The organism is Actinomycetota bacterium, assembly GCA_028698215.1.
Lineage (GTDB): Bacteria > Actinomycetota > Humimicrobiia > Humimicrobiales > Humimicrobiaceae > Halolacustris.
In genome coordinates, this window is record JAQVDY010000004.1 from 27,375 (window position 1) to 40,508 (window position 13,134).

General features: G+C 40.4%; 15 protein-coding genes. 11 read left to right on the top strand and 4 right to left on the bottom strand.

Annotated features, from left to right (window positions below; all coding sequences use genetic code 11):
* From disA to PHN32_02320, 9 genes are all read left to right on the top strand, one after another.
* On the top strand, nucleotides 1–1,110 hold the full coding sequence (gene disA, locus PHN32_02280) for a DNA integrity scanning diadenylate cyclase DisA (protein ID MDD3776423.1): 1,110 nt from the start codon (nucleotides 1–3) through the stop codon (nucleotides 1,108–1,110).
* 36 nt (nucleotides 1,111–1,146) lie between these two features.
* On the top strand, nucleotides 1,147–1,860 hold the full coding sequence (gene ispD / locus PHN32_02285; protein ID MDD3776424.1) for a 2-C-methyl-D-erythritol 4-phosphate cytidylyltransferase: 714 nt from the start codon (nucleotides 1,147–1,149) through the stop codon (nucleotides 1,858–1,860).
* A gap of 15 nt (nucleotides 1,861–1,875) precedes the next feature.
* Entirely contained in the window at nucleotides 1,876–2,343 is a 468-nt protein-coding gene (gene ispF / locus PHN32_02290) for a 2-C-methyl-D-erythritol 2,4-cyclodiphosphate synthase (GenBank protein MDD3776425.1), read from the top strand.
* Between the two features lie 149 nt (nucleotides 2,344–2,492).
* Nucleotides 2,493–3,149 carry a serine O-acetyltransferase gene (cysE, locus tag PHN32_02295; protein MDD3776426.1) on the top strand — a complete coding sequence of 219 codons (657 nt, stop codon included), beginning with the start codon at nucleotides 2,493–2,495 and terminating at the stop codon, nucleotides 3,147–3,149.
* Nucleotides 3,142–4,608 (top strand): cysteine--tRNA ligase, encoded by a 1,467-nt coding sequence (gene cysS / locus PHN32_02300; GenBank protein MDD3776427.1) that lies wholly within the window; start codon nucleotides 3,142–3,144, stop codon nucleotides 4,606–4,608. The genes cysE and cysS overlap by 8 nt, the downstream gene beginning before the upstream one ends.
* Nucleotides 4,598–5,182 (top strand): nitroreductase family protein, encoded by a 585-nt coding sequence (locus PHN32_02305; protein MDD3776428.1) that lies wholly within the window; start codon nucleotides 4,598–4,600, stop codon nucleotides 5,180–5,182. Before cysS ends, PHN32_02305 begins: the two co-directional genes overlap by 11 nt.
* A gap of 2 nt (nucleotides 5,183–5,184) precedes the next feature.
* The gene (gene rlmB, locus PHN32_02310) at nucleotides 5,185–5,961 is read left to right on the top strand and encodes a 23S rRNA (guanosine(2251)-2'-O)-methyltransferase RlmB (GenBank protein MDD3776429.1); all 777 of its coding nucleotides are present in this window, start codon (nucleotides 5,185–5,187) and stop codon (nucleotides 5,959–5,961) included.
* On the top strand, nucleotides 5,958–6,476 hold the full coding sequence (locus PHN32_02315) for an NYN domain-containing protein (protein ID MDD3776430.1): 519 nt from the start codon (nucleotides 5,958–5,960) through the stop codon (nucleotides 6,474–6,476). The genes rlmB and PHN32_02315 overlap by 4 nt, the downstream gene beginning before the upstream one ends.
* Nucleotides 6,448–7,263, top strand: coding sequence for a thermonuclease family protein (locus PHN32_02320; GenBank protein ID MDD3776431.1), 816 nt, complete (start codon nucleotides 6,448–6,450; stop codon nucleotides 7,261–7,263). Before PHN32_02315 ends, PHN32_02320 begins: the two co-directional genes overlap by 29 nt.
* Here PHN32_02320 and PHN32_02325 read toward each other — a convergent pair.
* Nucleotides 7,260–7,793: a methylenetetrahydrofolate reductase C-terminal domain-containing protein gene (locus PHN32_02325; protein MDD3776432.1), complete on the bottom strand. Its 534-nt coding sequence runs from the start codon at nucleotides 7,791–7,793 to the stop codon at nucleotides 7,260–7,262. The genes PHN32_02320 and PHN32_02325 overlap by 4 nt on opposite strands.
* A gap of 143 nt (nucleotides 7,794–7,936) precedes the next feature.
* On the opposite strand from PHN32_02325, the gene PHN32_02330 reads away from it, so the two are divergent.
* Nucleotides 7,937–8,170, top strand: coding sequence for a FeoA family protein (locus PHN32_02330; protein MDD3776433.1), 234 nt, complete (start codon nucleotides 7,937–7,939; stop codon nucleotides 8,168–8,170).
* On the opposite strand, the gene accC is transcribed toward PHN32_02330, so the two are convergent.
* The 3 genes from accC to PHN32_02345 are packed head-to-tail and all read right to left on the bottom strand — an operon-like array spanning nucleotide 8,167 to nucleotide 11,840.
* Nucleotides 8,167–9,507 (bottom strand): acetyl-CoA carboxylase biotin carboxylase subunit, encoded by a 1,341-nt coding sequence (gene accC, locus PHN32_02335; protein MDD3776434.1) that lies wholly within the window; start codon nucleotides 9,505–9,507, stop codon nucleotides 8,167–8,169. The genes PHN32_02330 and accC overlap by 4 nt on opposite strands.
* 1 nt (nucleotide 9,508) lies before the next feature.
* Nucleotides 9,509–11,281, bottom strand: coding sequence for an acetyl-CoA carboxylase biotin carboxyl carrier protein (gene accB, locus PHN32_02340; protein MDD3776435.1), 1,773 nt, complete (start codon nucleotides 11,279–11,281; stop codon nucleotides 9,509–9,511).
* Nucleotides 11,274–11,840 (bottom strand): biotin transporter BioY, encoded by a 567-nt coding sequence (locus tag PHN32_02345; GenBank protein MDD3776436.1) that lies wholly within the window; start codon nucleotides 11,838–11,840, stop codon nucleotides 11,274–11,276. Before PHN32_02345 ends, accB begins: the two co-directional genes overlap by 8 nt.
* Before the next feature lie 144 nt (nucleotides 11,841–11,984).
* On the opposite strand from PHN32_02345, the gene PHN32_02350 reads away from it, so the two are divergent.
* Complete coding sequence (locus PHN32_02350) at nucleotides 11,985–13,133, top strand: acyl-CoA dehydrogenase family protein (GenBank protein ID MDD3776437.1); 1,149 nt, start codon at nucleotides 11,985–11,987, stop codon at nucleotides 13,131–13,133.
* The last annotated feature ends 1 nt before the right edge of the window (nucleotide 13,134 follow it).

The following is a 13,134-nucleotide window of genomic DNA, read 5'->3' on the forward strand; positions in this document are numbered from 1 at the left end:
ATGGAAAAAAAAGAAGAAAAGCTATTGTTGGAAAGCCTTAAAAGGGTTTCTCCCGGCACTGTGCTTAGAACAGGTATTGAATACATATTGCAGGGCAAAACCGGGGGCCTGGTTGTAGTGGGTGATTCTGATGAGGTGCTGAAGCTGGTAAACGGCGGTTTCTATATTGGTACTGCTTTTACTCCTGCCAAATTTTATGAATTGGCCAAGATGGATGGGGCTATTATCCTTAGTTCTGATGCTAAAAAGATCTTGTATGCCAATACCCATTTGTTTCCCAACCCGGAAATAGAGACCTCGGAAACCGGGACCAGGCACAGGACAGCGGAAAGGGTGGCTAAGCAGACCAAGAACCTGGTTATATCTATTTCCCAGAAAAGGGATATTGTAACTTTATATATAGACAATATTAAGTATATGCTGGAAGAGCCAAGAGTAGTGTTGTCTAAGGCCAACCAAGCCCTTCAGACCTTGGAAAAATACAAGAAGGGTTTGGACCAGCTAACCTTTAATTTAACTATCAGGGAACTTGAAGATCTGGTGACCTTGTTCGATGCAGTAAGTGTGCTGCAAAGATCAGCTATTGTACAAAATACAGAAAAAGAGGTAAGAAAATATATATACGAGCTGGGCGCCGATGGAAGGCTGCTCAAAATGCAGGTAGAAGAGCTGATGGCTAATGTAGTAGATGACAGTATCAAGATAATTAAAGATTATTCCCACCCCAGACAAGAGGAAACGGCTTTACAGATCAAGGACCATATAAATTTTCTTTCATCCGATGAGGTCCTGGATTTGGATAAGATTGCCAAGCTGATAGGATATGATCCGGAAGGGAACTTACGGGAATTTAATGTGCACCCCAGGGGTATAAGGATTGTGAATGAAGCCCGGAGGCTGCCTCAAGCCGTACTAAATAATTTAATAGAGAGGTTTGGTAATCTCAGCAATATAATGGCAGCAAGCGTGGATGACTTGATAGAAGTAAACGGAATGGGAAAAGTAAGGGCAAAATCACTTTATGATAAATTAAAGAAATTTTCTGAGTATTATTTGTATAATGAACCTTATAATTTAAGGGGAGGGGTAGTACAAAAACTTAATTTGTGATATAAACATTTTTATTTATTAAACAAAGACCATTATATGAATGTTGCCATAATCACCGCGGCTGGTAGGGGTACCAGACTTAAAAGCAATGTTAGCAAACAGTTCCTAAATTTATATGGAAAACCAATAGTAGCTCATACCTTAGATACTTTTCAAAAAGCCTCTAAAATAGATTTAATTTATTTGGTAGTCTCCCCCGATTATTTAGATTTTTGTAATACCCACATTATTAAGAAATATAAGTACAGTAAAATAAAGGAAGTGGTATTAGGGGGCAATACCAGGCAGGAATCAGTTTTCAATGCTTTGCAGAAGCTTCCCCAGGATACAAGCATAGTATCAGTGCATGATGGGGTTAGGCCCCTGATAACTGCAGAGGAGATAGATAAAATAATTTCTGCTTTAGTTGTTGCCAATCGAAAAGATCCGGAGATAAAAGGGATAATTATGGCTGCTCCTGCTTATGAAACTATAAAAAAAATTTCAGGAAACGATATAATTGAAAAAACCATTCAAAGGAATTTGGTCTGGCATGCCCAGACTCCCCAGGTTTTCTTCTATTCTACTCTTAAGGAAGCCCATCTTCAGGCCGTAAGTTCCAATTATGTGGGAACTGATGATGCGGGACTGGTGGAAATGCTGGGAAAAAAGGTAAAAATATTTAGGGGAAGGCATGAAAACATTAAAATAACCACCCCTACGGATTTATTTTTAGCGGAGCTGATTATGAGCAGGAAAGGTAATGAATAGGAAAGGAGTCACAGGGTGAGGGTAGGTATAGGATATGATGTACACCGGCTAAAAAAGGGGCGGAAATTAATACTGGGAGGGGTAGATATAAGCTATCACTTGGGTCTAGACGGCCATTCCGATGCTGATGTATTAATACATGCAATAATGGATGCCATGCTGGGGGCAGCAGGGTTGCCCGATATTGGAGTAAATTTTCCGGATAATGATTCAGCATATAAGGATATTTCCAGCCTTAAACTTCTTAAGAAAGTAAATCAGCTGGTTACCGGCAAGGGATTTACCCTGGTAAATGTAGATTCTACGGTTATTGCCCAAGAACCCAAGCTATCCCCATATATGGAGCAGATGCGGAACAACCTGGCAGAAACGCTTAATATTGATTTAGGGGCAGTAGGAATAAAAGCCACTACCACTGAAGGGTTGGGTTTTTGCGGACAGGGCTTAGGCATTGCAGCCCAAAGTGTGGTTCTATTAGAATAATCCTGTATAACTGGGTTTGATAATGAAAGTGGATTATAATTTATTTTTAGCAATTTAAAAGCAAGGGCAAAACTGATAATATAAGTAGAAGACCTTAAACCATAAGTGAAAAGTTATTAAAAGAAGGAAATGGAATAATTGTGGGGCTAATAGGAGAAATTAAAGAACAGGTAAGGGCAGCTAAAGAAAGGGACCCGGCCGCAGTAAGCAGTTGGGAGATAATGACTACTTATTCCGGGCTTCATGCAGTAGTGGCCCACCGTATTGCACACTGGCTACATAAAAAGAAAATTCCTTTTCTGCCCCGGTGGTGCTCGCAGGTTAGCCGTTTCATTACCGGTATTGAAATACATCCTGCCGCTAAAATTGGACGCAGGCTATTTATAGACCATGGCATGGGAGTAGTTATTGGTGAGACCACGGAAATTGGTGATGATGTTACCATTTACCAGGGGGTAACTTTAGGGGGCACTGGTAAGGAAAAAGGTAAAAGGCACCCCACTATAGGCAATGGGGTTACCATTTCAGCAGGAGCTAAAGTACTGGGCTCAATTACAGTGGGAGATTATGCCATCATCGGTGCCCAGGCGGTAGTAATTAACCCTGTACCCGAAAGGTGTACTGTGGTAGGGGTACCGGGCCGCATAGTCAGGTTAGGGGGAGAGAAGGTGCTCTCGGACGAGTTTCATCGCATGAAATTACCCGATCCGGTTAATGAACTATTAAGTGATTGCTGTGCTCGTATAAATTTGTTGGAAGCAGAGCTTAAAAAGCTGAAAAACGAAAAGGAAGGGGAAAATGGGTAATCTGGTAGTTTTTAATACCTTAAGCAAGAAAAAAGAAGAATTTATCCCGGCGCAAAAGGATAAGGTAAAGATGTATGTATGCGGCCCTACCGTATATAATTACATTTCTATAGGTAATGGCAGGCCCATAGTAGTATTTGATATGGTAAAAAACTACCTTGAATACCGTGGCTATAAAGTGGAGTTTGTGCAGAATATAACAGATATAGAAGATAAAATAATAAATAAGGCTAATCAGGAAAAGGTGAGCTACAAGGAGATAACCCAAAGGTATATCGAAGCTTTCTTAGAGGATTTAGATAATCTTAAAGTAGGGCCTTTTACCCATATGCCCCTGGCTACAAACATGATTGATCAAATAATAAAAACCATTCAGGCTATCATAGATAATGGATATGGTTATGTGGTTGATGGAAATGTCTACTTTGAGGTAGCTAAATTTCCCTCCTACGGAAAGCTCAGCGGCCAGAAAATAGAAGAAATGAAAAGCCAGGATGATAATGCTGAGCTGGGCAAAAAGAACAAAGTGGATTTTGCCCTCTGGAAAAAAGCAAAACCGGGAGAGCCTAGTTGGCCCAGCCCTTGGGGAGAAGGAAGGCCGGGATGGCATATAGAATGTTCTGCTATGTCTACTGATTTATTAGGCAGCAGTATAGATATCCATGGGGGCGGGTTGGATTTGGTATTTCCCCATCACGAAAATGAGATTGCCCAATCTGAAGCAGCTAACCCTGGCCAGGGTCAGTTTGTAAAATACTGGTTGCACAATGGGATGATAGAGGTCAAAGATGAAAAAATGTCTAAATCCAGTGGGTTGAAAGAAAACTGGATACTAAAGAACCTGCTAAAAAAATATAACCATAATGTTATAAAAATGTATATTCTTTCTACCCATTACCGGAGTCCTTTGGAGTTTAGTGAAGAAAAACTTCAGGAAGCAACTAAAGCAGTTTCCAGGATAACCAATACCTTGAGGAACATAAGGTTTTTGATGGAAGAAAAAACCCCGGTACCAGGACAAAAAGATGATTATGATAATTTTCAAAAGATGGCTGATAAGGCTGTGTTGGAATTTAGGTCCAGCATGGATGATGATTTTAACTCGGCCAAAGCCATAGGTGATGTTTTTGAGATGATTAAAAAGGTGAACTCATTAATCCAGGATACTAATTTTAAAAATAGTGAATGGTCTATAAAGGGGCTGGAACTGGTTTATGGGCTCATACTGGAACTTATGCAAATTCTGGGTTTTGATTTTATGCATGAAGTGGAGCATCCGGAGAAGAAATCAAAAATCAGCCAGCAGGAGATAGAAGATTATATTGCCCATAGAAATAAAGCCAGGGCTGACAAGGATTTTGCTAAGGCAGACCAGATAAGGGAAGAGCTGGAAAAAAGGGGAGTTGTATTAGAAGACAGAAAAGAAGGGACCATATACAGGTATGAACATGGAGAATAAAGTTTATGAGCTAATAGGCAAACGCCGAAGCATCCGTAAATTTTTGCCAAAAACCATAGCTAAGGATGCCCTAAACAGGATGGTGGATGCTGCCAGGCTAGCTCCCAGTGCTGCTAATATGCAGCCTTTGGAATATATAATAGTAGATCAAAAAGAACAAAGGGAGAAGATTTTTCCTTTAACCAAATGGGCAGGATACATATCACCGGAGGGTACACCGGCACCCGGAGAAGAGCCGATGGCCTACATTGCAGTTGTAATAAACCAGCAGATTGCCAAGGCAGGTTATTATTTGATTGACTGCGGCCTGGCAGTAGAGAACCTTATATTGACTGCTCTCCAAGACGGTATAGGCAGCTGCATTATAGGTGCCTGCAATAAAGAAAAAATTGCAGGGATTATAAAATTACCAGCTAATTACCAGCTTGAACTGGTAATAGCACTTGGCTACCCTGCCCAATCTTCTATTGTTTTTGATATGGACTCATCCGTAAAATATTACCTGGATGATAATAAAACCATGCATGTTCCTAAAAGGCAGCTAAAAGATATATTGCATTACAATCAATATTGATTATGCAAACAGGCCATAATACAGAATTGATATACGGAAATAATGCAGTGCTGGCTGTGCTTACTTCTAATGCCGGCCGGAGGAAGGTTTACCGCTTATTCTTAACCGGAAGCAAGAAAAAAACCCCGGTCATAAAAAATATTTTGAGCCTATGCCAGAAGAAAAAAATTCAAATAGTAGAGCAGGATAAAAATACTTTTGAGCTTAATATAACCAGGTCTCTAAGCAGGCGGGATCTGGAGTCGACACAAGGTATTGCCTTGGAGGTGTCTAGCTATAATTATTACCAGCTAGATAATTATCTACAATCCGGGCACTCTCCTAAAAGGTTCTTGGTTATGCTGGATGGTATAACTGATGTCGGCAATTTTGGATCAATAATCAGAAACGTAAGTGCTTTTGAAGCCGATGGAATTATTATTGGCAAAAACCGAAGTGCACAGGTAAATCAGAGAGTAACCAAAACTTCTGCAGGTGCTTTAGAAAATACCAGGGTGTTCAGGGTAACCAATTTAGCCAGAAGCCTGCAAAAGCTTAAGGATAATGGTTTCTGGATCTATGGTTCAGAAGTAGAAGGCTCAATACCCATGAAGGAAGTACCCCTGGCTTTTCCTTTGGTAATAGTGCTGGGAAGTGAGGGTAAGGGCATCAGTAATCTGACTGCCAAGATGTGTGATTATCTAGTAAAAATTGATATGAGCAACAATATACAGTCTTTAAATGTTTCTGTAGCCAGCGGAATATTGATGCACTGGGTATACCAGGAGATGAAACAATGAATGAACTGGTAATAGTAGATGGCTACAATTTCATATTTCACTATGCAGCTGAAACAAAAATGGACAATGACAGCCTAACCTACTACCGGGATCGCCTAATCAATGATCTTGCCGGGTATAAAGCCAGCAAAAATAAAGATGTGGTCCTGGTTTTTGATGCCCGCCACAGCAGCAATGCTACCAGGACTACTCATATGATTAATCAAGTGAGGATTATTTATTCCAAAAAAGGGGAGACTGCAGACACAGTTATAGAAGAAATGGTAAACCAGGATCAAAGCCACAATAAAATTTTTGTGGTTACTTCAGATTATGTACAGCAAAAAGTGGTGTTCAGGAAAAATGTATACAGGCTGTCTTCCCGGGAATTCGGGTTGCAGTTAAATGAGCTTAAAACACAATTAAGGCAGCAAGTAAACCAGCTAAACAAGCAATCTAATACTTCTTTTTATAATCTAGGGGCCAGGCTAAATAAAAAGGACTGGGATGATTTCACTAAAATCAGAAATAATTAGCCTGATAGTTTTAATTATAGTATTAATATCGGCAGTGGGTTGCGGATTATTTTATTATAAGCCCGGAATTGAAGATACAAGCGAAAGGGCCAATACAGGATTTATAGTAGCGGAAGTGATTGATGGAGATACTTTGGTTATAGAAGGCGGAGAGAGAATCAGGCTAATTGGCATAAATACCCCGGAAGAAGGCCAGTATTTTTATAGGGAAGCCAAACAAGCCCTGGAAGCTATGGTAGAAGGGAAAAATATAAAGCTGGAATCAGATATTTCTGACCTGGACCAATACGGCCGGCTGTTGAGATATGTATATAAGGACAATTTGTTTGTAAATCTGGAAATGGTAAAACGGGGTTTTGCCCATTCTTATAGTTATCCGCCGGATCTAAAACATCAGGATCAATTGCTTCAGGCCCAGGAATACGCCAGGCAAAACAGTTTGGGTTTGTGGGAACAAAGCAGCTCCCCCCTGGAGGTTAAAATCCAATATGATGCCCCTGGTGATGACAGCCAGAATATCAATCAGGAATATGTAATAATTACTAATACTTCTTCTTTTTCTATGGATGTAACAGGGTTTACTATCAAAGACCGGGGAACCAACATTTTTAAGTTCCCCAGGTTTGAACTACAAAGCGGCCAAACCATTTTTGTACATAGTGGTTACGGCAAAAATGAAGACGGCCACTTTTACTGGAATAGCGATACCCCTGTATGGAATAACAGTGGCGACACCTTGTTTATAAGGGATAGGGAAGGACTTCTGGTGGCCATTTTTGATTATTAAACGTCTTTGTAGTGGGATTCATGTTTAATCCAGTACAGGGAAGGGTGTATTAATTTTTGCCACCTTATTTTTATTATACGGAAAAGTATCTTAAATAATTGGCTTAATGCATTCCCATGGTTGGCCAGGGCCAATTTCATGCCTTCTATCCGGTTGTCAGCATAATTTACAACGGCTGAGGTTTCTTTAAGCTGTTTATCTGTAGGAATTTGAAACTGGTAAAGGAGGTTCAGCCGGTTTAAGGCTTCAGCCCCCTCATATATTTCATTCCAAACGCATTTTTTACTGCTGTCTACCTCGCATTTACCCTCTTGAGATCCACCGCAGGGACCGTTTCTTAATTCCTTGGGACATCTCATAGGGCAGACAAAACCGGTAGTGGACAGGATACATTGACCACAAGACCTGCAGTCAAAGATTAGTTCCTTTAGTTTTTCTTCTAAAAAAAACAGAACCCTATAGATGCATCTGAGATGCAGGAACGGCTTTGGTTTAGGTTTAAATTGCTTTGTGCTGGTAAACGAAACCATATATTTACTCCTTAAAGCGTAAAGTTTAGCTAAATAATTTAATAAATGTTATTCTAATTTATTTTTGATGTCAAACTACTAAGCTGATTGACATTTTGACTAAAAGGTATAAACTAATAAAAAAAGTTAAGCATGCCTAAATTATGGAAAATACTAAATTGATGTCTTTGGCATCTGCAAAACCAAATATTGAATTGACTATAGCGGAAATTGCAGGTGGATATGGAATGAGGAGGAAACTGGCTGATATGGGCTTGGTTCCCGGCACTAAGATCAAAGTGTTAAGCCGTAATATGCTTGGTCCTATTATACTAGCTGTTAGAAATTACCGGTTAGCCATAGGCAGGGGTGTAGCTTCTAAAATAATGGTTAGCTAAACTCCCATTTCTTCTTCAATAAAATGGGTATGTATTTTGCCTTCATTAAAATTCTTATTTTCCAGAATTCTTTTATGGAAAGGTATAGTAGTTTTTATACCTTTTATTTTGAATTCATTTAAAGCTCTTTTGGACCTTGCTATTGCCTCTTGCCTGTCATTTCCCCATACTATAAGCTTAGCCAGCAAAGAGTCATAAAAGGGTGATATGTTAGAGTTAGCATGTACAAAGGTATCTACCCTTATGCCGGGCCCTCCTGGTAGGTGGTAGTCAGTTATATGGCCTGGACTGGGAGAAAAGTTCTTATCCGGGTCTTCTGCATTTATCCTGAATTCAATGCAGTGTCCGCGGCCGGAATAATCATGCCCGGTATTCAGTTTTTGGCCTGAGGCTAAAAATATCTGCTGCTTGATTAAATCCAGGCCGGTAACCATTTCGGTTACGGGATGCTCTACTTGGATACGGGTGTTGATCTCAATAAAATAAAAGTTATGCTTATGATCCATTAAAAATTCTATGGTTCCCAAATTCTGGTAACCAATACTCCGGGCAGCATGGGCAGCCATTTCATACATAATTTTACGGTCTCTGGGGGACAGAGCCATGGAAGGAGCTTCTTCTATTAGCTTCTGATGCCTTCTCTGTATGGAACATTCCCTTTCTCCCACACAGGAAATATGGCCGTATTTATCAGCTATAATCTGAAATTCAATATGCCGGGGTTTGGATATATATTTTTCTATATAAACCTCTTCCGTGCCAAAAGATGATCTGGATTCAGATATGGCTAATGGAAAATAATTCATTAAATCCTTTTTGTCATTGCATATCCTCATACCTTTGCCGCCGCCGCCGAAACTGGCTTTAATTATGAGGGGGTATCCTATTTTCCGTGCTAGTTTTAATGCCTCCCTTGTATCTATGACATTGCCTGTTGAACCAGGTATTACTGGTATTTTATTTTGATGCATAACTTCTATGGCCTTGGATTTATTGCCGGCCAGCATTATGGATTCTTTGGGCGGTCCAATAAAAGTTAGGCTGTTTTGCTGACAGGCATCTACCAAGGTAGGATTCTCGGAAAGAAACCCATAACCAGGATGTAGGGCATCGCAGCTGCTTATTTCAGCAGCTGCGATTATATTGCTAATATTAAGATAGCTTTTTTGAGGTGGTGGTGGTCCGATACAGATGCTTCTGTCTGCAATCCTGGCATGCAGGGAATCCTGGTCTGCAGTAGAATAAACGGCAACAGTTTCCAGATCCATTTCCTGGCATGCCCTTATAATCCTGACTGCTATCTCGCCTCTATTGGCGATTAGAACTCTTTTGAACAATTCAAATTTCCTTTTTAATAAGCATTATAATCTGGCCAAATTCTACCGGCTGTTCGTTCTCTATCATTATCTTATCTATCACCCCATCAAGTTCAGCAGTAATTTTATTCATTAATTTCATGGCTTCAACAATACACAGGGTGTCACCCTTGCTGACCGCTTGGCCTTCTTTGACAAAGGGTTCTGCCTGTGGGGAAGGTGAACTGTAGAAGGTACCCACTATTGGAGATTTAACCTCTATCAAGTTCTCTTGGTAATCTGGCTTTCGAGGTTCAGGGGAAGAGGGGGGAGCGGCTGCAGACTGTTTGTTTATGGATATCTTTACTCCATCAACCTCAAAATTAATATTCCCGATATTGGAAGTTTCTACCAGGTCAGTTATTTCCCTTAACTTTTTTAAGCTGAGTTTATCCAGGTGTTGTTTTGCTTGCTCGGTCTGGGCTGGGGGTAACGGTTGTTTTTTATTTAAAAATGCTATGGTTTTTTCTGGAAAGAAACAGTAACTTAATATATGTTCCGGTTTATCAGTTATATTCTTTAGTTCCTCCCGGCATTGCTTATAAAGGTTTTCAGAAGGCAACTCCCAATATTTGTCATCCTTAATGCTGTTCAGGATGCTGGCTTCCAACTTGATATCGCGGGGAGGTTTTCCGTAATAACCAGCTAAATATTTCTTTATTTCATCGGAAGCAATTTCCCATCTTTTTTCAGAAATTAAAGTGTTTAGGATGGCTTGGCTGGCAATTATTTGTCCCATAGGGGTAGCCAATGTAGGATTGCCCAGCTCTCCCTTGATAGTGATTATTTCCTTGATTACCCTATTTATATTTTCCATCTCTCCTATTTCCTTAAGCTGTCTTACTACCGAGCTTATCAGCCATTTGGGCAGCAGGCTCTGATTTGATTCGAAAAGGGAGGAAGTGTCAAAGAAAAAGTCTTGGATTAAAAACGGGTATATGTTTTTCTTAACTATTTCAAATGCCTGTAGGGCCTTAGTCCAATTCAGGTTAAAAGATATACTGGAATCTTTTAAGCTTAATAAAAAAGCGAAAATGGTGGGGCTGTAATCTTGATATGAGGAGGGTAAAAAACTCAAGTCAACCCCACCACCTCCATTAGCACAAGCCTTATAATAGTTTAGGACCTGAAGGCCCCTAAGGTTATAGCTGCTTAACAATATTGGGATATCCGTAAGGGAGGTGATTTTTTCAAACAGCTTGGCAGTAGTGGAAGGCAATAGAGTAGATTCAACGTCTTTTATGCAAATGCTGCTGCATCCCATAGAGGTAAGCTGCATGATCTTATCCTGGTAGTACCTATGATCCCGGGAATGTTCATAGATTAGGATACCCTGGAAAGAAGCCCCAGCTTCTATAACCTTTTCGGCCGTATATTCTATATCTTTAAAATCATTTAAGGCATCATAAATTTTAAAAACTTCTATCCCGCTTGCTATGGATTGGTCAATAAATTTATTAATTAAGTCTTGGGGATAAAGATCAACCCCTACCAGGTTTTTGCCTCCAATTTGAGCTTGCAGTTTAAGTTCTGGAGCCATTTTTTTTATATAGGCACAAATCTGAAAAGGAGATTTATAGAAACAGTTTTCCAGCATTTTCTCGAAAGTGGACCCACCCAGGACCTCTACGGTATCAAACCCTATCTGGGAATAATTTTCTAGTACCTGGTCCAGTTTATGGATATCCACGGAACAGAGATCAGTATTTTGAAATATATCTCTTAAGGTAACATCGTTTAACCTTATTCTATTCATCTTGGTTTTTACCCTTTCCGGATAAAACTTTATAAATATTTGCTGCCAGCAATATTTTTATTATATCAGGTACTATAAAGGGTAACACAGCCAGCTTAAAAACATTGGCGGCTTCAGCACTGCTAAAGGCAATACTCCTGTTAACATAAAATAAAATATGAATGTATCCCAAACTGTATATGCACAATAGCCCTGCCATTAATGCCCACCATACCCTTTTAGGACTGGATATATTTTTAAAAATATAGCTGGATACAAAGGAGGCTGCTAAAAAACCTAAAACATATCCTGCGGTAGGCCCTGCCAGTACCGTATAGGAATTATTAAATCCTGCAAAAACTCCCATTCCCATAAAACCTAAACCCACATACATCAGCTGGGAATAAAAAGCATAGGGCATACCCAGTATAAGGGAGCTTAGCAATACGGTAAAAACCTGCATGGTAAGTGGCACTGGAGTAAAAGGTAGATAAAAAAAACAATTTGCCCCTAATGCCGTCAGGAAGGCAAAAGTTATGGTAAAAATTATTTTAACCTTTAAGCTTACTGTCTGTTCCATAAGCAATATCCTTTCAGAGGTTCTGTTTTGGCAAAAGACGGAACTAGCAATTTAAAGTTTCAATAAAGCAACTCATTTTGAAACCAATCCCCTGGATGCCCGTCTTTTTAACCAACTATAAATAGTATTAATCCGGGGGAACTTATGGATTATTCTTTTACTGAGGAACAGCAGATGGTCGTAGATATATGCCGGCAAATTACTGAGCAGAAAATAAAGCCGGTAAGGGCAGAGCTGGATGAGAAACAGGTTTTTCCTTCAGAACTGTTAGCGGAAATAGGCAAAGCGGATTTATTCAGGTTATTCATACCTGAGCAGTATGACGGGATGGGGACCGGCATATTTGAAGTATGCCTGGCCACCGAAGAGCTAAGCAGGGGAGATTTAAGTGTTGCTACCTCCTATGCCGCCAGCGGGTTGGGATTTTTACCCATCCTTATATCAGGCAGCGAAGAACAAAAGAAAAAATATTTGCCTGCACTGGCTTCGGGCCAAAAACTGGCAGCTTTCGGGCTTACCGAGCCTGAAGCAGGAAGTGATGCCAGTGGTATTAAAACCAAGGCAAAATTGGAGGGCAACTGCTATATACTAGACGGAACCAAGCAATGGATTACCAATGGGGGAGAAGCTGACATCTATACCATATTTGCCATGACTAATCCGTCTAAGGGAAGCAGGGGAGCCTCTGCTTTTATAGTAGAAAAAGGCATGGAAGGTTTTGAGTTTGGAAAAAAAGAAAATAAGATGGGAATAAGGGCTTCTGCTACCAGGGAATTAATCTTTAACCAATGCAAAATTCCCAGGGAGAACCTGATAGGTAAAGAAGGTATGGGCTTTCTAATAGCCATGAAAACCCTGGATAGGTCACGTCCTGCAGTAGGGGCGCAGGGGGTTGGACTGGCCCAGGGTGCCCTGGAAGAAGCCTTGGCTTATGCCAAGGTAAGGAAACAGTTTTCGGTACCTATTTCTACCTTCCAGGCCATCCGCCATATGCTGGCTGATATGGCAACCCAGGTAGAGGCTGCCCGGAGCCTGGTTTATATGGCAGCCCGGAGGGTGGACCAGCAGGAGAAAGATATATCCAGGGTATCCGCCATGGCCAAACTTTTTGCTTCAGATATGGCTATGAAAGTAACTACAGACGCAGTTCAGGTATTGGGAGGTTATGGCTATATGAAAGAGTATCCGGTGGAAAAGATGATGCGAGATGCCAAGATACTGCAGATATATGAGGGAACCAATCAAATACAGAGGGATGTAATTGCCCTGGACTTAATTAAAAAGGGATTTTAAC